The organism is Enterobacter cloacae complex sp. I3, from assembly GCF_014896175.1.
Taxonomy (GTDB): Bacteria; Pseudomonadota; Gammaproteobacteria; order Enterobacterales; family Enterobacteriaceae; genus Enterobacter; species Enterobacter bugandensis.
The window spans coordinates 18,944-45,561 of the sequence record NZ_JADBQZ010000011.1 but is presented as its reverse complement, the minus strand read 5'-3'; the positions used below and the strand labels follow the sequence as shown (position 1 = coordinate 45,561).

Here is a 26,618-nt window from a genome sequence, read left to right as displayed (position 1 = left end):
AACATGCGCATACTGTTTTCATTGCTGTTGCTGGTGGGGTTTGCGGCGAGCGCGACCGAGCCGACGCAGACGTTTACTGACGATCTGAACCGTAAGGTGGTGGTGCCGGTGCATCCGAAACGGATCGTCTCGCTACACGACCTGGACATCACTATTCCGCTGATTGAGCTTGGCGTGCCGCCGGTGGCGAGCCATGGCCGCACCCGGCCGGACGGCAGCCATTTTCTGCGCTCCAGCGGCATGTTGACCGGCGTCGACTTCGATAATTCCGACATCAAGTTTATCGGCACTGCGGATATCGACATTGAAGCCATCGCCGCCGCAAAGCCTGACCTGATCATTACCGAGCCGACGCGAAATACCCCGGTGGAACAGCTGGAGAAAATTGCCCCGACGGTGAGTATCGATCATCTCGACGGCGGCGCACCGGAGATCTACCGCAAGCTGGCGCAGCTGACGGGCACGCAGGCGCGGCTCAAGGTTCTGGAGCGGCGCTATCAGGAGCAAATTCAGGCGCTGAAAGCGACTATTGATACCCGCAAAGTGAGCGTGTCGGTGATTCAGGCCAATCAGGGGAAAATCAACGCCATGCACAGCTATCACTCGCTGGGCCGCGTGCTGCGTGATGCCGGGTTCACCTTCCCGCCGCTGATTGAGTCCATCCCGGAAGGTGGACGCATTGACGTCAGCGCCGAGCGGCTGCCGGAGCTGGATGCGGATTTCGTTTTCGCTACCTGGCGCGGGGATACGGGCGGCAAACCGCAGGATGAGCTGGAGGCGATGGATGCGGTGATGCCGGGCTGGTGTCAGTTCCTGAATGCCTGTCGCACCGGACATTACGTGCTGATCTCGCGTGAAGAGGCCATCTCGAACTCGTTCGCCTCGTTAGGGCTGATGGCCGCGCAGGTCCAGTCGCAGATTGCCGGACGTCCGCTGCCGGAGGCATCACGATGAGCCGTAAAGTTGATCTCTTCGGCGACCGCCTCCGCTCCCGGTCGCACCAGCTCACGCCGCGCCTGCTGCAGGTGGCGCGCTATATCAATGAAAATCGTGAAGCGGTGATGGAGCAGACGGCAATGGAGATCGCGACGCTGCTGAAAACGTCGGACGCTACCGTCGTTCGCGCCATCCAGGCGCTGGGTTTCGCCGGGCTGCGCGATCTCAAGCAGACGCTGGAGCAGTGGTTTGGCCCGGTTGTGACCTCCAGCGAAAAGATCTCCACCACGGTGAATACGCTGACCAGCGACGTCAATGCGAGCATTGATTTCGTGCTGGAAGGGCATCAGCACACCTGTGAGGTGTTGTCTGAACCCCACAACCGCTTCGCGATGGCGCAGGCGGTCTCGCTGCTGGCGCAGGCGAGGCAGGTTGCCATATTTGGGATTGGCGCGTCCGGGATTTTGGCCGACTACACCGCCAGGCTGTTCAGCCGGATGGGGCTACCCGCCACGCCGCTTAACCGCACCGGAATAGGGCTGGCCGAGCAGCTGATAGGTCTCCAGCGCGGGGATGTGCTGATCATGATGGCGCAAAAATCCGCGCATCGGGAAGGGCAAACCACGCTGCGCGAAGCGAAACGGCTGGGGATCCCCACCATTTTGCTCACCAATGCCACCGACTCCCGATTCAGCAAAGAGGCCAGCGTGGTGATCCACGTTCCGCGCGGCGGCGAGAAGGGCAAAATCCCGCTCCACGGCACGGTGCTGCTGTGCCTGGAGATGATTGTTTTATCCGTCGCCTCCACCGAGCCGCAGCGCACCATCAAGTCGATGAAGCGCATCAACGAGCTTCACCGTGGGCTAAAGCCGGGCAAGAAAAGCAGTTGATTGTCTCCCTCTTCCCGCGGGAGAGGGGCGGGTGAGGGTGTCATACCGCACGATGATTCTTCCGGTACTGCAGCGGCGTCTCGCCAATCCCCTTCTTAAATGCGCTGATAAACCAGGTCACGTCGGAAAATCCCACCCGCACGGCAATCTCCCGCACGCTCGCGTCACTGTGCAGCAGGCATTCGCACGCCTTACGCAGGCGGAGCGTGTTCAGGTAATGGTGGATTTTCTCCCCCGTCTCCGCATGAAATTTTCGCGACACGTAGCTGCGCGATCTGCCCAGTTCCGCTGCCAGCGCGTCGAGGCGGAATTTCTCCTGATAATGCTCGTCCAGCCAGAACATCACCTGGCTGGCGATCCCCGTGCTGCTGCCCGGTGCGCCGGTACGATCGTCAGGCAACATAGCAAACAGGCTAATCAGCAGCCCGGCGATGCTTTCGCTGCTCATCGGCGGCGGATAACAGCTGAACAGATGATCGACATGGCTGTGGCAGTGTGCCAGGTCAACCACCCACGCCTCTGAGCCGCGACGCGAGAGTTTCTCCAGCCGCTGCTGCGTGTGCGGAAAATCACGCAGGCACTTCAGCACCGCATGGTGGTCGAGGTGAATAATCGTGCGCCGGTGAATTGCTTCCGCCTGTTCGTCTACCCTGACTTTATGCAGGGTAAACGGCGGAAAGAAAAACAGGCGTCCGGGGCGCATGGTGTAGTGACGGTTATCGACAATCGCGACGCCAAACCCTTCTTCCACATAGAGAATTTCAAGACACTGATGCCAGTGGTGGTAACGCACCGTGTTAGCAAACAGGCGGCTGAACGACGCTACGGTGTCGTTTAAGGTAATGAGCTCAAGACGATCGGTTATGGGCGCGTCATGCATAGTGCAATAAAACTCAACTTTTCCCCGTCAGAAGAGGTTTATAAACCACCTTTTTAAATTTAATCAACCGCAGGTTTATCGAACGTTCTCACCTGTGACGTGGCTAACATTTCTCCACCTGACGCATTCACTATGCTTGGCCGCAGTTGATGACGAGGGTGGAACTATGCGGGCGGAAAGCGAAGAAAAATCAAATCTGTTGTCTTCACGCCAGGACGTCGTGGCGTCTCTGAATACCTTACTTGGCTCGCTGGATAAGCAGTTTCCGGTAAATCATTCGCGGTTCTCGCTGGGTGATACCTGCGCGCACTACGCGACGGATATCGCGCAGATGGAGGGGCTCTCCCGCGCGCTATGGGGGCTGTTTCCGCTGTTGGCTTCGGGCGATGCTTCGCCGTTTAGCGAGAAGTACATGCAGGCCATCAGGATCGGCACCGATCCGCAAAGTCCGGGCTACTGGGGCGAAACCGGTCCGTACGATCAGCGTCTGGTTGAGATGGCATCCTACGGTCTGGGGCTTTCCCTGCTGGGGAATAAACTCACCGATTGCTTCAGCGAGCGCGAGGTGATGAACCTGCACGCGTGGCTGAATCAGATTGCCGACGCGCAGATGCCCGACAGCAACTGGAACTACTTTGCCATTATGGTCCAGCTGGGCTTCAAACGCGCCGGGCTGCCGTACGACCAGGCCGCCATCGACCATCGGTTTGCGCTGATGGAGGCCTATTACCTGGGTGACGGCTGGTATTCCGACGGCGCGGGTCGCCCGAAAGATTATTACATCTCCATGGCGTTCCACTTCTACGGCCTGATTTACGCCACTTTAAGCGGCGACGAGGCGAGGGCGGAGGTGCTGCGCGAGCGCTCGTGTCTGTTTGCGGAGGACTTTATCTACTGGTCCGCCGCGGACGGCGCGTCGGTACCGTTTGGCCGCAGCCTGACCTACCGCTTTGCGATGGTCGCCTTCTGGAGCGCGGTTGCCTTCTCTGAACTTGACGTGTTCACGCCTGGTATTGTGAAGGGCATTATCCTGCGCCATCTCCGCTGGTGGCAGCAGCGGACAATTACCGACCGGGACGGCATTCTGACCCTCGGTTTTGCCTGTCCGAACCTCGCCATGTGTGAGGACTATAACTCTCCCGGCTCGCCCTACTGGGCGCTAAAAAGCTACCTGATTCTGGCGCTGCCGGAGACGCATCCGTTCTGGCAGGCAGAAGAACTGCCGCTGCCCACGCTGGCGGAGAAGCACGTCATCCCGCACGCGCAGCAGATCCTGATGCATTCGACGAACTCTCAGCACGTCACCATGCTCACCGCCGGTCAGCTGGAGCTGAACAACTACGTCAACACCGAAGCGAAATACACCAAATTTGCCTACTCCAGCCGCTTTGGCTTCACCATTGAGCGCGGGCGCTTTGGCCTGAAGCATGCGGCCTGTGATTCCATGCTGCTGCTGGCGGACGGGGATAACTATTTCCGCGGACGTCGCGAGTGCGACGCGGTGCGGGTGGATGAAAACTTTATCTATTCACGCTGGTCGCCGTGGCACGACGTGCACATCGAGACCTGGCAAATCCCCTTCGGCGAGTGGCATTTGCGCCTGCACCGCATCAACAGCGCGCGCACGCTGCAAACGGCGGAGGGCGGTTTCGCCGTGATGAAAACGGAGCACCAAATCCGCGCGCGCGGCAGCTATCTGGCGGCAGAGAACGGCAGCAGTGCGATTGTCGATCTGTCGCCTTTCATTGAACGCACCCCGGACAGCATCGTCACGCCGCCGAACAGCAGCATCATGTTCCCGGAGTGCGCCTCCATTCCGCTGTTAAAAACCGATCTCCAACCGGGAGAGCGCTGGCTCTGCTGCGCCGTCATTGCCAGTGAAAAACAGAACGTTGCGGCCGCGCCGCAGCTGGATATGAACCATAACCGGGTCGTAATCCGCGATCCTGGAGGCGAACGTCTGCTGTCGTTCACGTTATAAAAATTCTGACCCTACACCTCGGCGAGGATGGTATGAAAAATACATCGACAACCAACAGAACCGAATATTACAAAATCAGCAGCTTTATTTTTCTCTATTTCTTTACCTGGTCCGCGAGTATTGGCCTGCTGGCGATCTGGCTGGGTCAAAAAGCGAATCTCAGCGGGACGGTAATTGGAACCGTGTTCGCGGTGAACGGAATATTTTCCGTTATCCTCAAACCCATCTACGGCTATATTCTCGATAAAATCGGCATGAGCAAATACCTGCTCTATTTTGTGGTCGCCATGTCGGCCCTGATGGCGCCGTTTTTTATTTACGTCTATCAGCCGCTGTTAATGTCCAGCACCTTGCTGGGGATTATTATCGGCGCGCTCTATTTAAGCTTTGCCTGGTATGCGGGCGTGTCGGCGTGTGAATCCTATTCCGACCGCTTCAGCCGCTTAAACGGCATGGAGTTCGGGCAAATTCGTATGTGGGGCTCGCTCGGCTGGGCGGTGGCATCGTCCTTCTCCGGCCTGCTGTTCAACCTCTCACCGACCTATAACTTCATTATGGGCAGCGTGACGTCGATCGTGATGCTGGTTGTCCTGCTCAGCCTGAAAGTGAACACTAACTCCGTTCATGCCGATGCGGTACTGACCAAAGAGAAAATCGCCCCGGCAGATGTGTACGCCCTGCTGCGTAACCGTAAATTCTGGGCTTTTTGCCTGTACGTGGCGGGCGTGGCGTGGATGATGTTTATCGCCGAGCAGCAGTTCTCGCGCTATTTCGTTACCTTCTTTGACGATATTCATGAGGGCAACGCGGTGTTTGGCTATCTCGGCACCGTGCAGTCGGGCATAGAATTCGTCATGTATATGGTTGTCCCGCTATTCGTTAACTTTATTGGCGCCAGGCGCGGGCTATTAATTGTCGGGCTGATCGTCGGGGCGCGTTTGATTATTTCCGGGATGTGCGACTCGCATCTGTTAATTTCCGTGCTCAAGCCGCTATACGGTATAGAAATTTGCCTGCTGCTGGTGTCGGTCTTTAAATATATTGCGGAGCATTTCGACAAGCGCGTGAACGCCACCATGTATTTACTGGGCTATCAGGCGATGCTGTACGTGGGGAACGTGGTGGTTTCCTCGCCTGCCGGATATATGTATGACCGCATCGGCTTTGAACAGACCTATATCATCATGGGGGCGACGGCGCTGATCTTTACCTTTATTTCTGCCTTTACGTTATCCGCCTGCCAGAGCAAATGGCGCGGCCCCCGCCCGCTGAACGTAGCAGAACCTTCATCACGCTGACCACAAGGAACCGAAATATGTTAAGTCGTATCAGAGAGGAACGCCTGTCTGCCATTCCTGCTCCCGTAGACTCGCGCCTGTTTAGCGATGAACTGATCTCTGCGCGTAGCCACGTCCTCGAGTTGATTAGCCGTCATTTAACGGCATTCGGAGAGCAGTTCCCGGCGGAAACCTGCCGGAACGGTTATTACCCGCTGACCGACAACGTAGAGTGGACAACCAGCTTCTGGACCGGCCAGCTGTGGCTGGCGTGGGAGATGAGCGGCGAGGAGAAATTCCGCTCGATGGCGGAAAAACACGTGCGCTCCTTCGGCCTGCGCATCGCCGGGCGCAGCGACACCAACACTCACGATCTGGGCTTCCTGTACACGCTCTCCTGTGTGGCGGCCTGGAGACTTACCGGCAGCCGCGAGGCGCGCGGTTTCTCCCTGCTGGCGGCTGAAGCCCTGCTGGAGCGCTTTCATGAGAAGGCGAAAATCATTCAGGCGTGGGGCGATCTTTCAGACCCGGAGCAGGCCGGACGGATGATCATCGACTGCAACATGAACCTGCCGCTGCTCTACTGGGCGACGGAGCAGACGGGGGATCCGCGCTTTGCTGACGCCGCAAAAGCGCACGTCATGCAGGCGGCAAACTATCTCATCCGCGACGATGCCTCCACGTTCCACACCTATTATATGGACGTACAAACCGGCGCGCCGCGCTACGGCAATACCCAGCAGGGCTATGCCGATGACTCCTGCTGGTCGCGCGGGCAGGCGTGGGGGATTTACGGCTTCCTGCTGAGCTATATCTATACCGGCGACGAGACGATGGTCGCCCTGTCGAAGCGGCTGGCGAACTACTTCCTCAACCGCCTCCCGGAAGACTACGTCTGCCACTGGGATCTGGCGCTGGTGGGGACCGACGCGCTGCGCGATTCGTCCTCGGCGGCGATTGCGGTGTGCGGGCTGCTGGAGCTGGTGAAGCAACTGCCCGTGACGGATCCGGACCGGGAGCGTTATCTGGAATGGGCCAAAGGCATTATGTCGTCACTGACGAAGCACTACCTGATGGGCAAAGAGGAGAAGGGCACCGGGCTGCTGAAGCACTCGGTCTATCACCTGGCGAACAACAAAGGGGTGGACGAGTGTGCGAGCTGGGGAGATTACTTCTACGTGGAGGCGCTGGTGCGCTTTACGCAGAGCTGGAAACTGTACTGGTAAAAACGGTCGGGGGGCGACCCCCGACTCGCGGATCACGCTTTAGGAATACGTAGCGTCTGGCCGGGGTAGATTTTATCCGGGCTGGAGAGCATCGGGCGGTTAGCCTCAAAAATCTTATTGTACTGGTTGGCATCGCCGTACACGGTTTTGGAGATAGCGCTCAGGGTGTCGCCGGATTTTACCGTGTAGTAGGTGGCTTCATCTTTGGCATCGGTCGTGGTGATGTTGTTCTCCACCTCGCTGACGCCGGCGATGTTGCCGACGGCGACCTGGATTTTTTCTTTCTGCTCCTGGGTCAGCCCGTCACCCGTCACGCTGGCCTTGCCGTCGGTAACGTTAACCTGAACTTTGTCTGAACCGGGAATGTTGAGTTTCTTGAGGTGCTCGGTGATTTTGTCGCTCTGACCTTTGTGGTCGGTCAGGTTATCCCATAGCTTTTCGCCTGCTTCTTTCACGAAGTTAAAAAGACCCATTCCATCCTCCTGTTAATCATGAAGTCAGAATAAGCATAGCAGGTCAGAGAGAATTCCCTCCCCGGAAGGAGAGGGAAGGCAGGTTTTAAACCCCTTGCTCCAGAATACGGATGTGGGTCTCCAGCACGTCACCCTTCACCGCATCGCTCCACGCTTTCATGTGCGCGGTCTGCAGGTGTGCTTCGAGGTGCGCGACGGTTTCCCACTGCTCAACCATGATAATGGAGTCTGGCGCAGTGGCCTGGAAGCTTGCGTCGGTAGCGGCGTCCACCATCGGCGCGTAGCCGTGGCAGCCTTCTTCTTTCAGTACGGTTGGGATGATTTTCGCGAACTGATCCAGCACCGCCTGGCGGTGATGTTGACCTGGACGAGTACGGATTTCTGCGATTACTGTAAGCATGGTTACTACTCCTTTAATTCCAGGCTACCAGTTAAGCAAAAATTTTCGCGAGATGCTTGCGATATTCTGCGATATAGCTCGGGACGTCAGGCATTTTAATCACGTCGTTGACGATAAAGGTCGGCAGCGGATCCATCCCCAGGAACTGGTTCGCCTTGTGGAACGGCAGATACGCGCCGTCTACGCCCACGCCTTCGAAGAACTGATCTTTTTCGGTGAAGGCCTCCAGAGGGGCGTTCCAGGTCAGGGAGAGCATATATTTTTTGCCCTGAATCAGACCGCCGGAGCCGTATTTTTTAGAGGCGTCTGAGCGGGTGCGTCCGTCGCTGGCATACAGCGAACCGTGACCTTCGGTGAAGACGTCGTCCATGTATTTTTTCACGGTCCACGGCGCGCCCATCCACCAGCCCGGCATCTGCCAGATAACCACATCGGCCCACAGGAAGTTCTGCACTTCGGCCTTCACGTCATAGTTGCTGTCCGCGCGCACGACCTTAACATCATGCCCGGCGTCGCGCAGGAAACCGTCCGCGACCTCGGTCAGGGTGTCATTCAACTGGCCTTTAGAGTGCGCGAACTCTTTCGCGCCGTTGATAATCAGAATATTGCTCATTATTTGTCCTCGGTGATGAGAGTATGCCGGGTATTCTACGCGCGAGGACGGAGCGGAAAAATAAGCAAAATGTGCAAAGTCTTTTGCGCTAAATGCAATAATCCCTTACCAGTTAACCTTCACTTCAAAGCCGCCTTCTGGCGCATTGCCCAGCGAGACGCGCATGCCGTGCAGCGCGGCAATGCGTTTCACAATGGATAGCCCCAGCCCGCTGCCCGTGGCGTCCTGACCCGCTGGACGATAAAAGCGCTCGCCGAGACGCGCCAGCGCATCGGGCGAAATGCCCGGGCCATTGTCGCGCACGGTAACGCTACGGGTGTTCAGCGTCACGTCTACCACGCTGCCGCGCGGGCTGTAGCGGGTGGCGTTATCCAGCAGGTTGCGCGCCAGCAGGCTCAGAAGCAGCTGCTGACCCGTTCGGGTCACCTCCGGCGCGTTGATGTGCAGGCGAATATCAATACCCGCCTGCTGTGCCGAAGGATAAATATCCATTACCGCAGACTGCAGCAGGTCGGCCATCGCTATCTGTTCTACGCCGTCCAGGCTGTCCAGCGAGTCCAGGCGCGACAGGGTGAGGAGCTGATCCACCAGCCGGGAGGCGCGGTCGATACCCGCGTGCAGCTGCGCCAGCGCTTTTTCCTGCGCCTGCGGATCGTCCTGAGAAAGCTGCGCCACGTCGGTTTGCACCTTCAGCGCCGCCAGCGGGCTGCGCAGCTCGTGGGCGGCGTCGGAGGTAAAGCGGCGCTCGCGGGTCATCATCTCCTGGGTACGGGTAAAGAGATGGTTCAGCGAGTCGAGCAGGGGGCGCACTTCCGCCGGCACGCCCTGAGTGGGCAGGGCGTCGGTGGCGTCCGGCGAGCGGGAGCGCAGGGTCTGGGCCAGCTTTTTAAGGGGCTTCAGCTCCCGGCTCAGCAGGACGATCAGCAACAGCAGCATCACCGGCAGCGCCACCAGCCACGGCGTCAGCTGCGAGCTGACCACGTCCAGCGCCATATCCTGTCGGTACTCCCACTCCTGGCCGACCACCACGCGGTATTTTCCGTCTGGCGACGTCAGCCATAAAAAGCGCCATTCATCGTTGTCATCCTGAAGCCGTCCGTCATCAAAGCCGTCACGACGATAGTGATACGGGATATCGCGCCCGTTTTCGCCGTCGTTAAGGATCATCGTGCCGTCTGAAGCGTAAATAGCGAAGGCCAGCGCGTCATCGTCCAGATGCCCGTGTTTCGCCTTTTTCGGCACCTCGCGCATGCGCTCCGGCGCGCGGATCTCGTCCAGATCCATCGTCAGCAGCCGTTTGGCAAACAGCATCTGCTGGGTGTCGAACAGCTTATCGAGCTTGTGGGTGGTCTGCTGCCACGCCACCAGGCTGGCGGCAAACCAGGCCGTCAGAGACAGCGCTAAAAAGAGGAGCGTCAGGCGCAGCTTCAGGCTCAGCTTCATGCGTCACCCAGGGTGTAGCCGATGCCGTGCACGGTGCGGATAAACTCGCTCCCGAGCTTGCGGCGTAAATGATGGACATGGACTTCGACGGCGTTGCTGGAGACGTCATCGTCCCAGGTATAAAGCTTTTCCTCGATCAGCTTGCGCGGCAGCACCCGGCCCGCGTTGCGCATCAGCAGCTCCAGCAGGGCGAACTCTTTGGGTTTAAGCGTCAGCGTTTCGCCCTCCAGCGTGGCGACGAGGCTTGCCGGATCGAGCGTCACCTTGCCGTGGCGCAGCTCGCTGCGGGTCTGACCGTGGCTGCGGCGCACCAGCGCTTCCAGGCGGGCGGCCACTTCTATCAGCGCGAACGGCTTACAGAGATAATCGTCCGCACCGAGGCGCAGCCCTTCAACGCGCTGGTTCAGCGCATCCCGCGCGGTCAGGATCAGTACCGGCTCGCTGCGGCCGCTTTCGCGCCAGGCGCGCAGGATCTCCAGACCGTCAATTCCCGGTAGGGTCAGGTCAAGCACCACGGCATCATAGGGCGCTGAGGCGAGCGCGGCCTGCCCGGTTTTCCCGTCGGTAAACCAGTCCACGCTAAAGCCCAGTTTGCTTAAGCCTGCTTTGATGCCATCGCCGATTAACCTGTCGTCTTCTACCAGTAAAATGCGCATGTTCCCTCCTTGATGCCGTCAGTAAACCCTCTGCAAGCGCCTGCTGTACAGTAAAAATAAATAAATTTTCCCCTTAAGAAGTTGTTAAGGTTTACCCTGTTTAATGGACTGCGAAACGACATTAAAGGGAGAGATGAAGATGAAAAAATTCGCTGCAATTGCTGCCATCATGATGATGACCACCGCGCCGGTCTTTGCTGCACAGGGCGGTTTTACTGGCCCATCAGCGACACAGACCCAGACGCAAACCCAGCAAGGCGGTTTTGTCGATAACAACGCCAACCTCACCACCGCGGCTAAAGTGAAAGACCTGAAGGACGATGCCTGGGTGAAGCTGCGCGGGAACATTACCGAGCGCCTGTCCGATGACCGCTACACCTTCCGCGACGAGTCCGGCACGGTGGTGGTTGAGATTGACCACAAGCGCTGGAACGGCGTGACCGTCACCCCGCAGGATAAAGTAGAGCTGCAGGGTAAAGTCGACAAAGACTGGAACGAGTTTGAAATCGACGTGAAGCAGGTTATCAAGCTGAACAAATAACCCGAAAAGGGCCGCTTATGCGGCCCTTTTTCTTTGTGACTCAATTCGTCAGATGAGGTAGTATCTGCGGCAATATTGCCTGAAACCCTTCGGTTTCTGAGTTGAGGAATCACACGTAATGAGCGATATGGCAGAGCGCCTCGCGCTACATGAATTCACGGAAAACGCCTACCTGAACTACTCCATGTACGTCATCATGGACAGGGCGTTGCCGTTTATCGGGGATGGCCTGAAGCCCGTTCAGCGCCGCATCGTCTATGCGATGTCCGAACTGGGGCTGAACGCCACCGCCAAGTTCAAGAAATCCGCCCGTACCGTTGGTGACGTACTGGGTAAATACCATCCGCACGGCGACAGTGCCTGCTATGAAGCGATGGTGCTGATGGCCCAGCCGTTCTCTTACCGCTACCCGCTGGTGGACGGGCAGGGGAACTGGGGTGCGCCGGACGATCCGAAATCCTTCGCAGCGATGCGTTATACCGAATCCCGCCTGTCCAAATACGCCGAAGTGCTGCTGGGCGAGCTGGGTCAGGGAACCGTTGACTGGGTGCCAAACTTCGACGGTACGCTGCAGGAGCCGAAGATGCTGCCTGCGCGTCTGCCGAACATCCTGCTGAACGGCACCACCGGTATCGCCGTGGGCATGGCGACGGACATTCCGCCGCACAACCTGCGTGAAGTGGCGAAAGCCGCCATCACCCTGATCGAGCAGCCAAAAACCTCGCTGGACGAGCTGCTGGATATCGTGCAGGGGCCGGATTACCCGACCGAAGCCGAGATCATCACCTCGCGTGCAGAAATCCGCAAAATCTACCAGAACGGTCGCGGTTCCGTGCGCATGCGCGCGGTGTGGAATAAAGAGGACGGCGCCGTGGTGATCACCGCGCTGCCGCACCAGGTGTCCGGTGCGAAGGTGCTGGAGCAGATCGCCGCCCAGATGCGCAATAAAAAGCTGCCGATGGTGGACGATCTGCGCGACGAATCCGACCACGAGAACCCGACTCGTCTGGTGATCGTGCCGCGCTCTAACCGCGTGGACATGGAGCAGGTGATGAACCACCTGTTCGCCACTACCGATCTGGAAAAAAGCTACCGCATCAACCTGAATATGATTGGCCTCGACGGTCGTCCGGCGGTGAAAAACCTGCTGGAGATCCTCAGCGAGTGGCTGACGTTCCGCCGCGATACGGTGCGCCGTCGTCTGAACCATCGTCTGGAGAAAGTGCTTAAGCGCCTGCATATCCTCGAAGGTTTGCTGGTGGCGTTCCTCAATATCGATGAAGTGATTGAGATCATCCGTACCGAGGACGAGCCGAAGCCTGCGCTGATGTCGCGCTTCGGCATCAGCGAAACCCAGGCCGAAGCGATCCTCGAACTGAAGCTGCGCCATCTCGCTAAGCTGGAAGAGATGAAGATCCGCGGCGAGCAAAGCGAGCTGGAAAAAGAGCGCGATCAGCTGCAGGCGATCCTCGCGTCCGAACGCAAGATGAACACCCTGCTGAAGAAAGAGCTGCAGGCGGATGCCGATGCCTTCGGCGACGACCGTCGTTCTCCGCTGCACGAGCGCGAAGAAGCGAAGGCGATGAACGAGCACGACATGCAGCCGTCCGAGCCGGTGACCATTGTCCTGTCGCAGAGCGGCTGGGTGCGCAGCGCCAAAGGCCACGATATCGACGCGCCGGGTCTGAGCTACAAAGCGGGCGACAGCTTTAAGGCGGCGGTGAAAGGCAAGAGCAACCAGCCGGTGGCGTTTATCGACTCCACGGGCCGCAGCTACGCTATCGACCCGATCACGCTGCCTTCCGCGCGCGGCCAGGGCGAACCGCTCACCGGTAAGCTGACGCTGCCGCCGGGCGCAACGGTTGACCACATGCTGATGGAGGCCGACGACCAGAAGCTGCTGATGGCGTCCGATGCGGGCTACGGCTTTATCTGTACCTTTAACGACCTCGTGTCGCGTAACCGTGCCGGTAAAGCGCTGATCAGCCTGCCGGACAATGCCCGCGTGATGACGCCGCTGGTGATTGAGAACGAGAGCGACATGCTGCTGGCGATCACCTCTGCCGGACGCATGCTGATGTTCCCGGTCAGCGATCTGCCGGAGCTGTCTAAAGGTAAGGGCAACAAGATCATCAACATCCCGTCGGCGGAAGCCGCGAAAGGTGAAGATGGCCTGGCGCACCTCTTCCTGCTGCCGCCGCAGAGCACGCTGACCATCCACGTCGGCAAGCGTAAAATCAAGCTTCGCCCGGAAGAGCTGCAGAAAGTGGTGGGCGAGCGCGGTCGCCGCGGTTCGCTGATGCGCGGCCTGCAGCGTATCGACCGCGTGGAGATTGATTCGCCTGCGCGCAGCAGCGCGGGCGACAGCGAAGAGTAATGTCATGACACCCCCTCTGTCCGGAGGGGGTATTTCAATAAAATTTCCCGTAAAATCGTTGTTAATTCGTGCGTTGCGATTAACAATACGCGCTCGTAATAAAGTCCTTACCTGGCCACAGGTGAAGTATAATTGTCAGCTGTCAGGGCTTCAGAGGTCGCTATGCTATACATTGTTCGTCTCATTCTTACCGTTATTTACTGCATTCTGGTCTGTATTTTCGGCTCTATTTACTGCCTGTTCAGCCCGCGTAATCCGAAGCATGTTGCCACCTTTGGCCATATGTTCGGTCGCCTTGCGCCGCTGTTTGGTCTGAAGGTTGAAAAACGCCTGCCTGAAGGAGCGGAAAACTTCGGTAACGCCATCTATATCGCCAACCATCAGAACAACTACGATATGGTGACGGCCTCCAATATTGTTCTGCCTCCGACCGTGACGGTGGGGAAAAAAAGCCTGCTGTGGATCCCGTTTTTTGGCCAGCTGTACTGGCTGACCGGTAACCTGCTGATCGACCGTAACAACCGTGCAAAAGCGCACGGCACCATTGCAGAAGTGGTGAATCATTTTAAAAAGCGCCGGATCTCAATCTGGATGTTCCCGGAAGGGACGCGTAGCCGCGGGCGCGGCCTGCTGCCGTTTAAAACCGGCGCGTTTCATGCCGCAATTGCGGCAGGTGTTCCAATTATTCCCGTGTGCGTTTCCAATACTTCTAATAAGATTAATCTTAACCGCCTGAATAATGGTCTGGTGATTGTCGAAATGCTGCCACCCGTCGATACCAGCAAATACGGTAAAGACCAGGTGCGCGAACTGGCAGCACACTGCCGCGAGCTCATGGCTCAGCATATTGCGCTGCTGGATAAAGAAGTCGCAGAAAGAGAAGCCGCCGGTAAGGTTTAATTCGGCGTTAAAGGGAAAAAGAATTCCCGCGTTGTTAGTCGTTTCAGATGGAGCTTATATGTCACTCAGTCGGCGTCAGTTTATTCAGGCTTCGGGGATTGCCCTTTGTGCGGGTGCGATGCCGCTGACAGCCAGCGCCGCCGGGCAGCAGCAGCCGCTGCCCATTCCGCCGTTGATTGAATCCCGTCGCGGGCAGCCGCTTTTCCTCACGCTTCAGCGCAGCCACTGGTCCTTTACCCAGGGCACGCGCGCGCCGGTGTGGGGCATTAACGGGCGCTACCTCGGGCCGACCATCCGCGTGTGGAACGGCGATGACGTTAAGCTCATTTACAGCAACCGTACGGCTGAAAATGTCGCCATGACCATCAGCGGCTTACAGGTTCCTGGCCCTTTGATTGGCGGCGCGGCGCGAATGATGTCCCCCAACGCCGACTGGGCGCCCGTCCTGCCGATTCGCCAGAGTGCGGCAACCCTGTGGTATCACGCCAATACCCCTAACCGTACGGCGCAGCAGGTCTATAACGGTCTGGCCGGCATGTGGCTGGTGGAAGATGAGGTCAGTAAATCTCTGCCGATCCCGAACCACTACGGCGTGGACGATTTCCCGGTCATTATTCAGGACAAACGTCTGGATAACTTCGGCACGCCGGAGTACAGCGAGCCGGGCAGCGGTGGCTTTGTCGGCGATACCTTGCTGGTTAACGGCGCGCAGAGCCCGTACGTGGAAGTGTCCCGCGGCTGGGTGCGCCTGCGCCTGCTCAACGCCTCTAACTCGCGTCGCTATCAGCTGCAGATGAGCGATGGCCGTCCACTGCACGTGATCTCCGGCGACCAGGGCTTTTTACCCGCGCCGGTCTCCGTTAAACAGCTTGCGCTGGCGCCGGGTGAACGTCGTGAAATTCTGGTGGATATGACCAACGGGGACGAAGTCTCCGTCACCTGTGGTGAAGCCGCGAGCATCGTTGACCGTATTCGTGGGTTCTTTGAGCCGTCGAGCATTCTGGTCTCCACGCTGGTGCTTACTCTGCGTCCAACCGGCCTGCTGCCGCTGGTCACCGATAGCCTGCCGATGCGCCTGCTGCCGCAGGAGATCATGAGCGGCTCGCCGGTGCGCAGCCGTGATATCAGCCTGGGCGACGATCCGGGCATCAACGGCGCGCTGTGGGATGTAAATCGCATTGATATCACCGCTCAGCAGGGTACCTGGGAGCGCTGGACGGTCCGGTCAGACATGCCGCAGTCGTTCCATATTGAAGGTGTGTCATATCTGATCCGCAACGTTAATGGCGCGATGCCGTTCCCGGAAGATCGCGGCTGGAAAGATACCGTGTGGGTGGACGGCCAGGTTGAACTGCTCGTCTACTACGGTCAGCCTTCGTGGCCGCACTTCCCGTTCCTGTTCCACAGCCAGACGCTGGAGATGATGGACAGGGGTTCCGTGGGGCAGATGCTGGTGAATCCGGCGCCGTAACGTGCTTTTCTCCCTCTCCCTGTGGGAGAGGGTTGGGGTGAGGGCAACAGCCCGCATAATACCCCTTCATTTCCCACAATGTTCCAGCGTATAATCCCCGCCCTTTTGTCTATTTTTTCTTCGGAAGCACTATGAGCGCAATTTCCCTGATCCAGCCGGATCGTGACCTCTTCTCCTGGCCCCAGTACTGGGCGGCCTGCTTTGGACCGGCGCCGTTCCTGCCGATGTCCCGGGAAGAGATGGACCAACTGGGCTGGGACAGCTGCGATATCATTCTGGTCACGGGCGATGCCTACGTTGACCACCCGAGCTTCGGCATGGCCATCTGTGGCCGTATGCTCGAAGCGCAGGGCTTCCGCGTGGGGATCATCTCCCAGCCCGACTGGAACAGCAAAGACGACTTCATGCGTCTGGGAAAACCAAACCTGTTCTTCGGCGTGACCGCTGGCAACATGGACTCGATGATCAACCGCTATACTGCCGACCGCAAGCTGCGTCATGACGACGCCTACACGCCGGATAACGTGGCGGGCAAACGTCCGGACCGCGCGACCCTGGTTTATACCCAGCGCTGCAAAGAAGCCTGGAAAGACGTGCCGGTGATCCTCGGCGGCATCGAGGCGAGCCTGCGCCGCACCGCGCACTACGACTACTGGTCAGATACCGTGCGCCGCTCGGTGCTGGTGGACTCCAAGGCCGACATGCTGATTTACGGTAACGGCGAGCGTCCGCTGGTGGAAGTGGCGCACCGTCTGTCGCAGGGCGAGCCGGTGAGCAGCATCCGCGACGTGCGCAATACTGCGATCATGGTGAAAGAAGCGCTGCCGGGCTGGAGCGGGGTGGATTCCCGCATTATTGATATGCCGGGCAAAATCGACCCGATCCCGCACCCGTACGGTGAAGATCTGCCGTGTGCCGATAACAAGCCGGTTGAGCCGAAGAAAGCGGAAGCGAAGGCTATCGTTGTGCAGCCGCCGCGCCCGAAGCCGTGGGAAAAGACATACGTGCTGCTGCCGTCCTACGAGAAGGTGAAAGCCGACAAGGTGCTCTACGCGCACGCGTCCCGTATTCTGCACCATGAAACCAACCCGGGCTGCGCCCGCGCGCTAATGCAGAAGCACGGCGAGCGCTTCATCTGGATCAACCCACCGGCGATCCCGCTCTCCACTGAAGAGATGGACAGCGTCTTTGCGCTGCCGTACAAGCGCGTGCCACACCCGGCGTACGGCAACGCCCGTATCCCGGCGTATGAGATGATCCGCTTCTCGATCAACATCATGCGCGGCTGCTTCGGCGGCTGCTCCTTCTGCTCCATTACCGAACACGAAGGCCGTATTATCCAGAGCCGCTCTGAGGATTCGATCATCAATGAGATCGAAGCCATTCGCGACACGGTGCCGGGCTTTACCGGCGTGATCTCCGATCTCGGCGGCCCAACCGCGAACATGTATATGCTGCGCTGCAAGTCGCCGCGCGCGGAGCAGACCTGCCGTCGTCTCTCCTGTGTCTACCCGAGCATTTGCGAGCACATGGATACTAACCACGAGCCGACGATCAACCTCTACCGCCGCGCGCGCGACCTGAAGGGCATCAAAAAGATCCTCATCGCCTCCGGGGTGCGTTACGACATCGCCGTGGAAGATCCTCGCTATATCAAAGAGCTGGCGACGCACCACGTCGGCGGTTATCTGAAGATTGCGCCGGAGCACACCGAAGAAGGCCCGCTGTCGAAGATGATGAAGCCGGGCATGGGCAGCTACGATCGCTTTAAGCAGCTGTTCGACACCTACTCGAAGCAGGCGGGCAAAGAGCAGTATTTGATCCCGTACTTCATCTCCGCGCATCCTGGCACGCGCGATGAAGACATGGTGAACCTGGCGCTGTGGCTGAAGCAGCGTCGCTTCCGTCTGGATCAGGTGCAGAACTTCTATCCTTCACCGCTCGCCAACTCGACGACCATGTATTACACCGGCAAAAACCCGTTGAGTAAGATTGGCTACAAGAGTGAAGAGGTGGTGGTGCCGAAAGGGGATAAACAGCGTCGTCTGCATAAGGCGCTGCTGCGTTACCACGACCCGAAAAACTGGCCGCTGATCCGCCAGGCGCTGGAAGAGATGGGTAAAAAACACCTTATTGGCTCGCGCCGCGACTGCCTGGTTCCGGCTCCTACGCTGGATGAGATGCGCGAAGCGCGTCGCCAGAACCGCAATACGCGCCCGGCGCTGACCAAACATACGCCGATTGTGCATCAGCGTTCGAACGGTAATTCCAGTGTGAAGAAACCTGTGAAGCGTAAAGCGTAAAGCGTAAAAGAAAACCCCGGCTTGCCGGGGTTTTTTGTAGGTCGGGTAAGGCGAAGCCGCCACCCGGCGTTTTAACGCGATTACCCGCCAAACTGATCCGGGTCCGGCCCAAGCCGCTTACCTTTATCCAGCTTCGCAATTTCACCCAGCTCGTCTTTGTCCAGTCGGAAATCCCAGACGTCGAAGTTCTCGGCAATGCGCGACGGCGTGACCGATTTCGGGATCACCACCAGGCCGTTGTCCAGATGCCAGCGAATGACGATCTGCGCCGGGGTTTTGCCGTATTTATCCGCCAGGTCGCGGATAATTTTCTGGTCGAACACGCCTTCACCGCCCTGCGCCAGCGGGCTCCAGGACTCGGTCTGGATCTTGTGGGTGGCGTTCCAGGCGTGAAGCTGGCGCTGCTGCAGCAGCGGGTGCAGCTCGATCTGGTTAATCACCGGAGCGACGCCCGTTTCGTCAATCAGGCGCTGCAGGTGATGCACCTGGAAATTACAGACGCCGATGCTTTTCACCAGCCCCTCTTTCTGCAGTTCAATCATCCCTTTCCAGGCGTCAACGTAATGGTCGATGGCCGGAACCGGCCAGTGCATCAGGTACAGATCGACGAAATCAAGCTGGAGTTTCTCCAGGCTCTCCTGCAATGCTTCGCGGGGGCGCTTTTGATCGTCGTTCCACAGTTTAGTGGTGATGAACAGCTCATCGCGGGGGACGCCGGCGCTGGCCAGCGCGGTCCCCACGCCGTCCTCGTTTTTGTACGCGGCGGCGGTATCAATCGACCGATAGCCGACTTCGAGTGCTTTATGAATGGCGGAGACGACCTCGTCGTTACCGGCTTTCCATACACCTAGCCCCAGCTGGGGCATCACGTTGCCGTCCTGCAGCTTGATTACGGTTTGGTTTGCCATTTTTCCTCCTTCAGGTGCGCATCGCCGGAGGGGGACTCCGGCGATGGGGTGTGCATTAAGTCTGGACGAAATGTCAAAAAACGAAAGTCAGGATGCCAAAAACGCTTAGCGTGCCGCTTCGTAGATCCGACGGCTGACGTCCAGCGTAATGTCGCCGTGCTCGCCCAGCTGGGTCATGCCGTGCTCTTCAAGTTTTGCCAGCAGGGCAGGGATGGAGCTGCCGTCCAGGCCGTAGCCGGACAGACGCGTTGGCACGCCCAGGCTTTCAAAGAAGTTACGGGTCGCTGCAATGGCGGCATCAATACGCGCATCGTCAGAGCCCTCGGTGATGTTCCACACGCGCTCGGCGTACTGCAGCAGCTTGGCACGCTTGGTATCCCGTTTTTCGTTCCACAGCGCAGGCAGCACAACGGCCAGCGTCTGGGCGTGGTCCAGGCCGTGCATCGCCGTCAGCTCGTGGCCCAGCATATGGGTTGCCCAGTCCTGCGGCACGCCAGCGCCGATCAGGCCGTTCAGCGCCTGCGTCGCGGCCCACATGACGTTGGCACGCACGTCGTAGTTTTCCGGCTCTTTCAGCGCTTTCGGGCCTTCTTCAATCAGCGTGAGCAGAATGCCTTCCGCGAAGCGATCCTGAATTTTGGCATTAACAGGGTAGGTCACGTACTGCTCGACGGTGTGTACAAAGGCGTCGACCACGCCGTTCGCCACCTGACGCGCGGGCAGGGTGTAGGTGTAAACCGGATCCAGAATGGCAAAGACAGGCTGAACGTGTTCGTTCATGAAGGCCTGCTTATCACCGGTCGTTTTACGGGAGATGACCGCGCCCTTGTTGGATTCAGAACCCGTCGCTGGCAGGGTCAATACGGATCCCATCGGGATCGCGCTTTTAATGTCGCTGCCGCGGGTTTCCAGGATGTGCCACGGATCGATGCCATCAGCGTAGTGCGCTGCTGCCGCGATGAATTTAGTGCCGTCCAGCACGGAGCCGCCGCCGACCGCCAGCAGGAAGGTGATGTTTTCTTCGCGGGCGATTTTCACCGCGTTCATCAGCGTTTCGTAAGACGGGTTTGGCTCAATGCCGCCGAACTCACGCACGTCCAGTCCGTCCAGAGCGCTGTAAACTTGATCCAGCACGCCGGTTTTTTTCACGCTGCCGCCACCGTAGGTGATCAGCACGCGGGCGTCAGCAGGGATCTGCGCGCGCAGGTCGGCGATAGCGTCTTTACCAAACAGAATGCGGGTTGGGGTGTGAAGATTAAAGTTGTTCATTGCTCGTTCCCTTTAGTGGGTGAAAAACCGTGGTGGCGCTGATGGCTACCTGATGCTGCTCATTGTGGCCGTCCGGGGCCAGGCTCTCAATGCACATTCCTGCCGATGTCTTGCCCATTTCTACAGAGCGCTGGAGAAACTTCGTAAGAATGCGCAGACTGTGAGGGTCGGAAACCGTACCCGGAGTAACGTAAAATGAACCGTGAAGCGATCTGCCTTCAGCTTACCTCGCAGATTAAAAGGCTGATAGATAAAGAAAATAATGTTAGCGACCTGCTGCCGGACATTCGCCTGCTCTACGGCACGCAGCCCGGGACGCGCACGCCGGTGATGTACCAGCCGGGCATCGTTTTTCTCTTTTCAGGCCATAAGATTGGCTATATCAACGAGCGGGTGTTCCGCTACGACACCAATGAATATCTGCTCCTGACGGTACCTTTACCCTTCGAATGTGAAACCTTCGCGACAGAGTCGGTCCCGCTGGCGGGTATTCGCGTCAACGTCGATATTCTTCAACTGCAGGAGCTGCTGATGGAGATTGGCGAAGACAAGCTTTTCCAGCCGTCGATGGCCTCCAGCGGGATTAACTCGGCGACGTTGTCGGAAGAGATCCTCTGCGCCATTGAGCGCCTGCTGGACGTCATGGAAAGGCCGCTGGACGCGCGTATTCTCGGCAAGCAGATTATCCGCGAAATTCTTTATCACGTGCTGCTGGGGCCGGGCGGCGGGGCGTTACTTGCGCTGGTGAGCCGACAGACCCACTTCAGCCTGATCAGCCGCGTGCTCAAGCGTATTGAAAGCCAGTACACGGAGAACCTCAGCGTTGACCAGCTGGCGGCGGAAGCGAACATGAGCGTTTCGGCGTTTCACCACAACTTTAAGTCGGTGACCAGCACCTCGCCGCTGCAGTACCTCAAAACCTACCGTTTGCATAAGGCACGGATGTTGATGATCCACGACGGCATGAAGGCCAGCGCGGCGGCCATGCGCGTCGGCTACGAAAGTGCGTCGCAGTTCAGTCGGGAGTTTAAGCGCTATTTCGGCGTCACGCCGGGAGAAGATGCGTCACGTATAAGAACGATCCAGGGCGCCTGAGGGGAAACGTAGGCCGGGAAAGCGGTAGCGCCACCCGACTTTTGTTTATGCACTGCAATACTTTTTCTTAATCACCACCGCAATGGTACCCACCAGCCCAGCAACCAGCAGGAATATCGGCAGGATCATCAGGAAGGTCATCACCTGATCTTCATGGTGCTTCACAAAGGGGATCATGTTCAGCGCGTAGCCGAGGGTGGTTACCACGCCAACCCACAGCAGGGCGCTCAGCCAGTTGAAGAACTGGAAGCGGCGGTTAGACAGCCCGGAAATACCCGCCATGGTGGGCAGAAGGGTGCGAACAAACGCCAGGAAACGCCCGGCGAGCAGCGCCAGCAGGCCGTGGCGGTCAAACATGCAGGTCGCACGCTGGTGGTATTTATGCGGTAACTGCGCCAGCCAGCCCTTCACCACGCGCGTGTTCCCCAGCCAGCGGCCCTGCAGATAGCTCAGCCAGCAGCCCAGGCTCGCGGCGGAGGTAAGGATAACCATCGTTGGCGTAAAGTCCATGACGCCTTTGCCGATCAGCGCCCCGGCAAGCAAAAGCAAACTGTCACCGGGTAAAAACGAGGCTGGCAGTAATCCATTTTCCAGAAACAGCGTCGCGAACATCACGAAATAGACGACGCCTACAACGTGGGGATCCGCCAGGGCGGCAAAATCATGTTGCCAGAGCGCCGCGATAATATCTTGAATAACAGCCATGGACTTTCCTGTGGAACAGCAGAGATAACGCTATTGTACTCCTAATTTCACCTGTCGGGATTGATCGCAGGCGCAACTCATGCAGACTTTTCTGCTTGCAGTGTTCACAAAAGCGTCCGGGGAGTACATTTTCAGCCCGCACTCTACACGATACGTTCAAAGCCTGCAGATAAATCCGCAATTAAATCGTCCACATTTTCTAAACCGATATGCAATCTAATGAGGGTGCCGCTGAAGTCCACTTCTCCGCCGGGGCGCAGAGCCGCGATCTGCTCCGGCTGATTCGGCAGGATCAGAGATTCAAAACCGCCCCAGGAGTAGGCCATGCTGAAGAGGGTAAAATTATCCAGATAGCTTTCCAGCTCGTCATTACTCAGCCGTTTTTTAAGCACAAACGAGAACAGCCCGCTGCTGCCCGTAAAGTCACGTTGCCAGAACTCATGGCCTTTACTACCCGGCAGCGCCGGATGGTTCACGCGCTCAACCTGCGGATGCTGCGCCAGCCATTCAGCGATTGTCAGGCTACTTTCATGATGCTGACGCAGACGCACGCCGAGCGTACGAATGCCCCGGCTGGTCATGTATGCCGTGTCTGCATCCACCATCTGGCCCATCAGGTAGGCATTTTCCCGCAGCTGGTCCCAGCAGCGCGCGTTGGAAACCGCGGTGCCAATCATCCCGTCAGAGTGCCCAATCAGGTATTTCGTTGCCGCCTGAATCGAGATATCAATATCGAATTCCAGCGCCTTAAACAGCACACCTGCCGCCCAGGTGTTGTCGATCATGATAATCGCCTCTGGCGCTTTGCTGCGCACGGCCTTCACGATAGCCGGAACGTCGTGCACTTCCATGGTGATGGAGCCGGGAGATTCCAGGAACACAATGCGCGTGTTTGGCTGGATAAGTTCAGCAATGCCTTCACCAATCAGCGGGTCAAACCAGCTGGTGGTCACGCCGAGCTTGCTGAGAATTTTGGTGCAGAAATCCTGGCTGGGTTCATAGGCGGTGTTGGTCATCAGGATATGGTCGCCCTGTTCGACAAACGCCAGAATGGTGTTGGCGACCGCCGCCGCACCGCACGGGAACAACGCGCAGCCCGCGCCCCCCTCCAGCTCGCACATCGCTTCCTGCAGCGAAAAATGGGTTAGCGTTCCGCGGCGACCGTAGAACAGCCCACCTTTCGCGCGGTTACGCGTGGCGATTTTTTTCTCCTCAACGGTATCAAACACCAGCGAGGAGGCGCGTTGAATCACGCTGTTGACCGATCCCTGAGTGTATTTCTTGCTGCGTCCCGCCTGCACCAGCGTGGTATCAAGATGCTTCTTCGTCATGTTCGCTAACCCTGTTTTTATACGTCTGGACGTCCAGACTACCACGATTGTAAAAAACTGCACCCGCATGCTTATCGAATAAGCAGAAAATATTAGCAAAAAAGCGCATAAGAAATTTTTACTGCGTAAGCGCAAGGAAACTGAGCGAAAATTACGGCACCATGTAAATACTAATGAGAACGACTATCAATTCGACGGCTTTTTGATATTATTACGTTCAGATTTTGTGATTTGCGTCCTGGAGATACAGAGTGGGTAATAATTTGATGCAGACGGATCTCTCCGTTTGGGGCATGTATCATCATGCTGACATCGTGGTTAAGATTGTGATGATCGGCCTGATTCTGGCGTCCATTGTCACCTGGGCTATCTTCTTCAGCAAAAGCGCCGAGCTGCTTTCGCAGAAGCGTCGCCTCAAGCGGGAACAGCAGCAGCTGGCAGAAGCCCGCTCTCTGGATCAGGCTTCTGAGATGACCTCATCCTTCCACCCGAAAAGCCTGACCACCCTGTTAGTGAATGAAGCTCAGAACGAGCTGGAACTCTCCGCCGGCAGTGAAGATAACGAAGGTATTAAAGAGCGTACCGGTTTCCGTCTGGAGCGTCGCGTTGCGGCCGTTGGCCGACACATGGGACGCGGCAATGGGTATCTGGCGACCATCGGCGCGATTTCACCGTTCATCGGTCTTTTCGGTACGGTCTGGGGCATCATGAACAGCTTTATCGGCATTGCTCAGACCCAAACCACCAACCTGGCGGTAGTGGCCCCGGGTATCGCGGAAGCGCTGCTAGCGACGGCAATCGGTCTGGTCGCGGCAATTCCGGCGGTGGTTATCTACAACATTTTCGCGCGTATGATCGGCAACTACAAAGCCACGCTCGGCGACGTTGCCGCTCAGGTTCTGCTGCTGCAAAGCCGCGATCTCGACCTGAATGCCAGCGCCGTGAAGCCGGTGCATGCGGCGTCTAAACTGCGCGTAGGTTGATTGTATGGCAATGCGTCTAAACGAAAATCTGGACGATAACGGCGAAATGCACGAAATCAACGTGACGCCGTTTATCGACGTCATGCTGGTGCTGCTGATTATCTTCATGGTGGCAGCACCCCTGGCGACGGTCGACGTGAAGGTGAATCTGCCTGCCTCCTCCAGCCAGCCGCAGCCGCGTCCGGAAAAGCCAATTTATTTGTCGGTGAAAGCGGATAAATCCATGTTCCTGGGGAACGACCCTGTGACGGATGCCTCCGTTATTCCGGCGCTGGACCAGCTGACCGGCGGCAAGAAGGACACCACCGTCTTCTTCCGGGCGGACAAAACCGTCGACTATGAAACCATGATGAAGGTAATGGACACGCTGCATCAGGCGGGTTATCTGAAGATTGGGCTGGTCGGGGAAGAGAAAGCGGCCTCGAAGTGATAAAGAAGCTGGCGAAAGCCGGCTTTTTTTATGCCTGTCGGTTTATGCGTTTTTGCTGTCCGTCGGTGCGGTAGAGGGGGGTGGTGGTCAGCGCGTCCTCATCGAGCGCAACGCAGGTGACGTTTGACGTACGGTACTCACCGGCTGACAGTTTGCGCGTCAGGCGCAGGGTGGCGACTTCTCTGGCAAGCAGATACTGATAGTTGGCCTCAAGACGTCCCAGCAGTTTCTCTTTCAGTTCTGGAAGCTGCTCGATGATGGCGTTCATCACGGCGCCGTAAATTTCTTCTTTAACCTGTAACGGATAAATCTCGCGGCGATTCTGCCATTTCAGACGCACCAGCGTTGCCGGGATCGATACCAGGTCTTGTGTAATACGCGTCATCTCGGCATTTTTTGCATTTCTTAGCGCCTCGATATTTTGCTTTAAGATAAATTCATCACTTTTTTTATCATCTAAAGTCAAATAAACGTTATTGTCTTTAACTTCTTTCACGTTAATCTTCCCCCAGGGTATAAAAAATAGGGTTGTTTGTTTCTCGTGTAATTAGATTAAGCCAAATTTCATTGCCGGCCTCATTTATTTCTTTCGTTTTTTCAGCCATTATTTGACTTAGTTTCTGGGCATCTATTTCGCCTTCTGCCTGCAGGTCATTCAGCAGGTGGACGAAGGCTTCAATTTTTATAGCGCGAAATAAGCGGTCTTTTATATGGCGATCGTGCTCTTCCAGCAGCATATTACGGGATTTGCCAGTGTGAGAAACGCCAATTAATATATCAGGCTCGAAATCAGAGAGCTTTCTTTTCCCCTGAGTGAAACTGGCCTTTTTTTCTTCTTCCGTCGGTTGCTGTTCCACAGGCGTAATGTGGTACTTAGCCGGGACGAGATAGTCGGGCAGCATTTTTAATTTCCTTTAATTTCAACAGGGTGGGGTTGGTAAAGGCGTGAGATTCGTTGACAATATCATGAGGCAATTTTAAAATCAAAAAAAATGGAGCCAACCCATGAACAGCATCTTTTTTACGGTCATCACATTACTATTACTGACCGCTGGTGTGCTTTTATTGATGCAGGAGTTCAATAAAACGAAAGTGTCGAAAGACACCAGTGAACCGCCACAACCTGAACTGATGACAAAAGAGGAAGGAGAAGATCATTTCTCTGTTTTGATGAACTCCGTTACGCCTGTCTGGTACTGGCGGGTGAATCATGAATATATCGACTTCTTACACGCGACAATTAAGCGCATGAAAATGTCGGAAATTAATGACACGCCCGGTCTGTTTGAGGCGCAGCGTCGCTGTAGCGATCTGAATTCAGCGGTTTATAAATATTACGACAACATCAAAAAGCGCTGTCTTAACGGTGAGAAGGTCTCGTATTCCGACCTGGACGTATTAAACCTTCGCCAGTGTTTTCGCGAGTTTAGCCTGGAAGCCTACCCGGAGCTGGTGGCGCTGGTCTGGCCGGAGTATGCGCGTCCTGAGGTTAACCCGGACGACGTCTGAGTGGCGTACTGGTTAGTTCTT

The 26,618-nt window shown here is 57.3% G+C and carries 26 protein-coding genes; 14 read left to right on the top strand and 12 right to left on the bottom strand.

The features are described 5' to 3' along the window. Nucleotides 1-3: 3 nt before the first annotated feature. Both IM271_RS10265 and IM271_RS10260 read left to right on the top strand, forming a co-directional pair. On the top strand, nt 4-954 hold the full coding sequence (locus tag IM271_RS10265; protein ID WP_193052552.1) for an iron-siderophore ABC transporter substrate-binding protein: 951 nt from the start codon (nt 4-6) through the stop codon (nt 952-954). Then, complete coding sequence (locus tag IM271_RS10260; protein ID WP_028014433.1) at nt 951-1,826, top strand: MurR/RpiR family transcriptional regulator; 876 nt, start codon at nt 951-953, stop codon at nt 1,824-1,826. The genes IM271_RS10265 and IM271_RS10260 overlap by 4 nt, the downstream gene beginning before the upstream one ends. A gap of 40 nt (nt 1,827-1,866) precedes the next feature. Here the strand turns inward: IM271_RS10260 and IM271_RS10255 are convergent, their stop codons facing one another. Then, complete coding sequence (locus tag IM271_RS10255; RefSeq protein ID WP_193052551.1) at nt 1,867-2,706, bottom strand: AraC family transcriptional regulator; 840 nt, start codon at nt 2,704-2,706, stop codon at nt 1,867-1,869. A gap of 166 nt (nt 2,707-2,872) precedes the next feature. Between IM271_RS10255 and IM271_RS10250 the strand changes: the two genes are divergently transcribed. From IM271_RS10250 to IM271_RS10240, 3 genes are read left to right on the top strand one after another with little or no spacing between them, the layout of a single operon-like run. Beyond that, nucleotides 2,873-4,687: a DUF2264 domain-containing protein gene (locus tag IM271_RS10250; RefSeq protein WP_193052550.1), complete on the top strand. Its 1,815-nt coding sequence runs from the start codon at nt 2,873-2,875 to the stop codon at nt 4,685-4,687. 32 nt (nt 4,688-4,719) lie between these two features. Continuing rightward, nucleotides 4,720-5,985, top strand: coding sequence for an oligosaccharide MFS transporter (locus IM271_RS10245; RefSeq protein WP_193052549.1), 1,266 nt, complete (start codon nt 4,720-4,722; stop codon nt 5,983-5,985). 17 nt (nt 5,986-6,002) lie between these two features. Further along, on the top strand, nt 6,003-7,190 hold the full coding sequence (locus IM271_RS10240) for a glycoside hydrolase family 88 protein (protein WP_193052548.1): 1,188 nt from the start codon (nt 6,003-6,005) through the stop codon (nt 7,188-7,190). Nucleotides 7,191-7,222: 32 nt separating this feature from the next. Here IM271_RS10240 and lysM read toward each other — a convergent pair whose 3' ends face one another. The 5 genes from lysM to qseB form a co-directional block, all read right to left on the bottom strand. Further along, nucleotides 7,223-7,663, bottom strand: a complete 441-nt coding sequence (gene lysM, locus IM271_RS10235) for a peptidoglycan-binding protein LysM (protein WP_028014428.1) — start codon at nt 7,661-7,663, stop codon at nt 7,223-7,225. 85 nt (nt 7,664-7,748) lie between these two features. Then, nucleotides 7,749-8,063: a putative quinol monooxygenase gene (locus IM271_RS10230; RefSeq protein ID WP_008502984.1), complete on the bottom strand. Its 315-nt coding sequence runs from the start codon at nt 8,061-8,063 to the stop codon at nt 7,749-7,751. Between the two features lie 31 nt (nt 8,064-8,094). Beyond that, complete coding sequence (locus tag IM271_RS10225) at nt 8,095-8,676, bottom strand: NAD(P)H-dependent oxidoreductase (protein WP_024906501.1); 582 nt, start codon at nt 8,674-8,676, stop codon at nt 8,095-8,097. Between the two features lie 105 nt (nt 8,677-8,781). Further along, nucleotides 8,782-10,119: a quorum sensing histidine kinase QseC gene (qseC, locus tag IM271_RS10220; RefSeq protein WP_193052547.1), complete on the bottom strand. Its 1,338-nt coding sequence runs from the start codon at nt 10,117-10,119 to the stop codon at nt 8,782-8,784. Next, entirely contained in the window at nt 10,116-10,775 is a 660-nt protein-coding gene (gene qseB, locus IM271_RS10215) for a quorum sensing response regulator transcription factor QseB (RefSeq protein ID WP_047364588.1), read from the bottom strand. Before qseB ends, qseC begins: the two co-directional genes overlap by 4 nt. 139 nt (nt 10,776-10,914) lie before the next feature. Here qseB and IM271_RS10210 point away from each other — a divergent pair, with 139 nt between their 5' ends. The 5 genes from IM271_RS10210 (at nt 10,915) to IM271_RS10190 (ending at nt 18,367) form a co-directional block, all read left to right on the top strand. Further along, on the top strand, nt 10,915-11,316 hold the full coding sequence (locus IM271_RS10210; RefSeq protein ID WP_023309189.1) for a YgiW/YdeI family stress tolerance OB fold protein: 402 nt from the start codon (nt 10,915-10,917) through the stop codon (nt 11,314-11,316). Nucleotides 11,317-11,434: 118 nt separating this feature from the next. Continuing rightward, nucleotides 11,435-13,693, top strand: a complete 2,259-nt coding sequence (gene parC / locus IM271_RS10205; protein WP_041908127.1) for a DNA topoisomerase IV subunit A — start codon at nt 11,435-11,437, stop codon at nt 13,691-13,693. A 162-nt stretch (nt 13,694-13,855) separates the two neighbouring features. Next, on the top strand, nt 13,856-14,593 hold the full coding sequence (plsC, locus tag IM271_RS10200; RefSeq protein WP_028014424.1) for a 1-acylglycerol-3-phosphate O-acyltransferase: 738 nt from the start codon (nt 13,856-13,858) through the stop codon (nt 14,591-14,593). A 58-nt stretch (nt 14,594-14,651) separates the two neighbouring features. Next, nucleotides 14,652-16,064 carry a cell division protein FtsP gene (gene ftsP, locus IM271_RS10195; protein ID WP_193052546.1) on the top strand — a complete coding sequence of 471 codons (1,413 nt, stop codon included), beginning with the start codon at nt 14,652-14,654 and terminating at the stop codon, nt 16,062-16,064. Between the two features lie 131 nt (nt 16,065-16,195). After that, on the top strand, nt 16,196-18,367 hold the full coding sequence (locus IM271_RS10190; protein ID WP_048959528.1) for a YgiQ family radical SAM protein: 2,172 nt from the start codon (nt 16,196-16,198) through the stop codon (nt 18,365-18,367). Between the two features lie 80 nt (nt 18,368-18,447). Here the strand turns inward: IM271_RS10190 and dkgA are convergent, their stop codons facing one another. Both dkgA and yqhD read right to left on the bottom strand, forming a co-directional pair. Then, nucleotides 18,448-19,275 (bottom strand): 2,5-didehydrogluconate reductase DkgA, encoded by an 828-nt coding sequence (dkgA, locus tag IM271_RS10185; protein ID WP_021242117.1) that lies wholly within the window; start codon nt 19,273-19,275, stop codon nt 18,448-18,450. A gap of 105 nt (nt 19,276-19,380) precedes the next feature. Further along, nucleotides 19,381-20,544, bottom strand: coding sequence for an alcohol dehydrogenase (gene yqhD, locus IM271_RS10180; RefSeq protein WP_193052545.1), 1,164 nt, complete (start codon nt 20,542-20,544; stop codon nt 19,381-19,383). 195 nt (nt 20,545-20,739) lie between these two features. Here yqhD and IM271_RS10175 point away from each other — a divergent pair, with 195 nt between their 5' ends. Continuing rightward, complete coding sequence (locus IM271_RS10175; protein WP_193052544.1) at nt 20,740-21,639, top strand: AraC family transcriptional regulator; 900 nt, start codon at nt 20,740-20,742, stop codon at nt 21,637-21,639. A 45-nt stretch (nt 21,640-21,684) separates the two neighbouring features. Here the strand turns inward: IM271_RS10175 and yghB are convergent, their stop codons facing one another. Continuing rightward, nucleotides 21,685-22,344, bottom strand: a complete 660-nt coding sequence (gene yghB, locus IM271_RS10170; protein ID WP_028014419.1) for a DedA family general envelope maintenance protein YghB — start codon at nt 22,342-22,344, stop codon at nt 21,685-21,687. 143 nt (nt 22,345-22,487) lie between these two features. Continuing rightward, nucleotides 22,488-23,675, bottom strand: a complete 1,188-nt coding sequence (gene metC, locus IM271_RS10165; protein WP_193052543.1) for a cystathionine beta-lyase — start codon at nt 23,673-23,675, stop codon at nt 22,488-22,490. Nucleotides 23,676-23,926: 251 nt separating this feature from the next. On the opposite strand from metC, the gene exbB reads away from it, so the two are divergent. Both exbB and exbD read left to right on the top strand, forming a co-directional pair. Beyond that, on the top strand, nt 23,927-24,658 hold the full coding sequence (gene exbB, locus IM271_RS10160) for a tol-pal system-associated acyl-CoA thioesterase (RefSeq protein ID WP_193052542.1): 732 nt from the start codon (nt 23,927-23,929) through the stop codon (nt 24,656-24,658). Between the two features lie 4 nt (nt 24,659-24,662). After that, nucleotides 24,663-25,088, top strand: a complete 426-nt coding sequence (gene exbD / locus IM271_RS10155; RefSeq protein ID WP_032643392.1) for a TonB system transport protein ExbD — start codon at nt 24,663-24,665, stop codon at nt 25,086-25,088. Between the two features lie 28 nt (nt 25,089-25,116). On the opposite strand, the gene IM271_RS10150 is transcribed toward exbD, so the two are convergent. Then, nucleotides 25,117-25,584 (bottom strand): cytoplasmic protein, encoded by a 468-nt coding sequence (locus tag IM271_RS10150; protein ID WP_193052541.1) that lies wholly within the window; start codon nt 25,582-25,584, stop codon nt 25,117-25,119. A gap of 1 nt (nt 25,585) precedes the next feature. Next, nucleotides 25,586-25,990 carry a hypothetical protein gene (locus IM271_RS10145; protein WP_100170865.1) on the bottom strand — a complete coding sequence of 135 codons (405 nt, stop codon included), beginning with the start codon at nt 25,988-25,990 and terminating at the stop codon, nt 25,586-25,588. Nucleotides 25,991-26,093: 103 nt separating this feature from the next. Here IM271_RS10145 and IM271_RS10140 point away from each other — a divergent pair, with 103 nt between their 5' ends. Continuing rightward, a complete protein-coding gene (locus IM271_RS10140; protein WP_193052540.1) occupies nt 26,094-26,597 on the top strand; it encodes an ESA_00282 family adhesion-associated protein in 504 nt (167 codons plus the stop codon). Nucleotides 26,598-26,618: the final 21 nt, after the last annotated feature.

Excerpts from the sequence above, each read along its gene's own strand:
- qseB (WP_047364588.1), bottom strand. The coding sequence starts at position 10,775 with ATGCGCATTTTACTGGTAGAAGACGACAGGTTAATCGGCGATGGCATC.
- IM271_RS10240 (WP_193052548.1), top strand. The coding sequence starts at position 6,003 with ATGTTAAGTCGTATCAGAGAGGAACGCCTGTCTGCCATTCCTGCTCCC.
- IM271_RS10145 (WP_100170865.1), bottom strand. The coding sequence starts at position 25,990 with ATGCTGCCCGACTATCTCGTCCCGGCTAAGTACCACATTACGCCTGTG.
- IM271_RS10260 (WP_028014433.1), top strand. The coding sequence starts at position 951 with ATGAGCCGTAAAGTTGATCTCTTCGGCGACCGCCTCCGCTCCCGGTCG.
- IM271_RS10175 (WP_193052544.1), top strand. The coding sequence starts at position 20,740 with ATGAACCGTGAAGCGATCTGCCTTCAGCTTACCTCGCAGATTAAAAGG.
- IM271_RS10255 (WP_193052551.1), bottom strand. The coding sequence starts at position 2,706 with ATGCATGACGCGCCCATAACCGATCGTCTTGAGCTCATTACCTTAAAC.
- IM271_RS10225 (WP_024906501.1), bottom strand. The coding sequence starts at position 8,676 with ATGAGCAATATTCTGATTATCAACGGCGCGAAAGAGTTCGCGCACTCT.
- ftsP (WP_193052546.1), top strand. The coding sequence starts at position 14,652 with ATGTCACTCAGTCGGCGTCAGTTTATTCAGGCTTCGGGGATTGCCCTT.
- metC (WP_193052543.1), bottom strand. The coding sequence starts at position 23,675 with ATGACGAAGAAGCATCTTGATACCACGCTGGTGCAGGCGGGACGCAGC.
- yqhD (WP_193052545.1), bottom strand. The coding sequence starts at position 20,544 with ATGAACAACTTTAATCTTCACACCCCAACCCGCATTCTGTTTGGTAAA.
- exbD (WP_032643392.1), top strand. The coding sequence starts at position 24,663 with ATGGCAATGCGTCTAAACGAAAATCTGGACGATAACGGCGAAATGCAC.
- yghB (WP_028014419.1), bottom strand. The coding sequence starts at position 22,344 with ATGGCTGTTATTCAAGATATTATCGCGGCGCTCTGGCAACATGATTTT.
- IM271_RS10190 (WP_048959528.1), top strand. The coding sequence starts at position 16,196 with ATGAGCGCAATTTCCCTGATCCAGCCGGATCGTGACCTCTTCTCCTGG.
- plsC (WP_028014424.1), top strand. The coding sequence starts at position 13,856 with ATGCTATACATTGTTCGTCTCATTCTTACCGTTATTTACTGCATTCTG.
- dkgA (WP_021242117.1), bottom strand. The coding sequence starts at position 19,275 with ATGGCAAACCAAACCGTAATCAAGCTGCAGGACGGCAACGTGATGCCC.
- parC (WP_041908127.1), top strand. The coding sequence starts at position 11,435 with ATGAGCGATATGGCAGAGCGCCTCGCGCTACATGAATTCACGGAAAAC.
- IM271_RS10140 (WP_193052540.1), top strand. The coding sequence starts at position 26,094 with ATGAACAGCATCTTTTTTACGGTCATCACATTACTATTACTGACCGCT.
- IM271_RS10250 (WP_193052550.1), top strand. The coding sequence starts at position 2,873 with ATGCGGGCGGAAAGCGAAGAAAAATCAAATCTGTTGTCTTCACGCCAG.
- IM271_RS10210 (WP_023309189.1), top strand. The coding sequence starts at position 10,915 with ATGAAAAAATTCGCTGCAATTGCTGCCATCATGATGATGACCACCGCG.
- IM271_RS10265 (WP_193052552.1), top strand. The coding sequence starts at position 4 with ATGCGCATACTGTTTTCATTGCTGTTGCTGGTGGGGTTTGCGGCGAGC.
- IM271_RS10230 (WP_008502984.1), bottom strand. The coding sequence starts at position 8,063 with ATGCTTACAGTAATCGCAGAAATCCGTACTCGTCCAGGTCAACATCAC.
- IM271_RS10245 (WP_193052549.1), top strand. The coding sequence starts at position 4,720 with ATGAAAAATACATCGACAACCAACAGAACCGAATATTACAAAATCAGC.
- lysM (WP_028014428.1), bottom strand. The coding sequence starts at position 7,663 with ATGGGTCTTTTTAACTTCGTGAAAGAAGCAGGCGAAAAGCTATGGGAT.
- qseC (WP_193052547.1), bottom strand. The coding sequence starts at position 10,119 with ATGAAGCTGAGCCTGAAGCTGCGCCTGACGCTCCTCTTTTTAGCGCTG.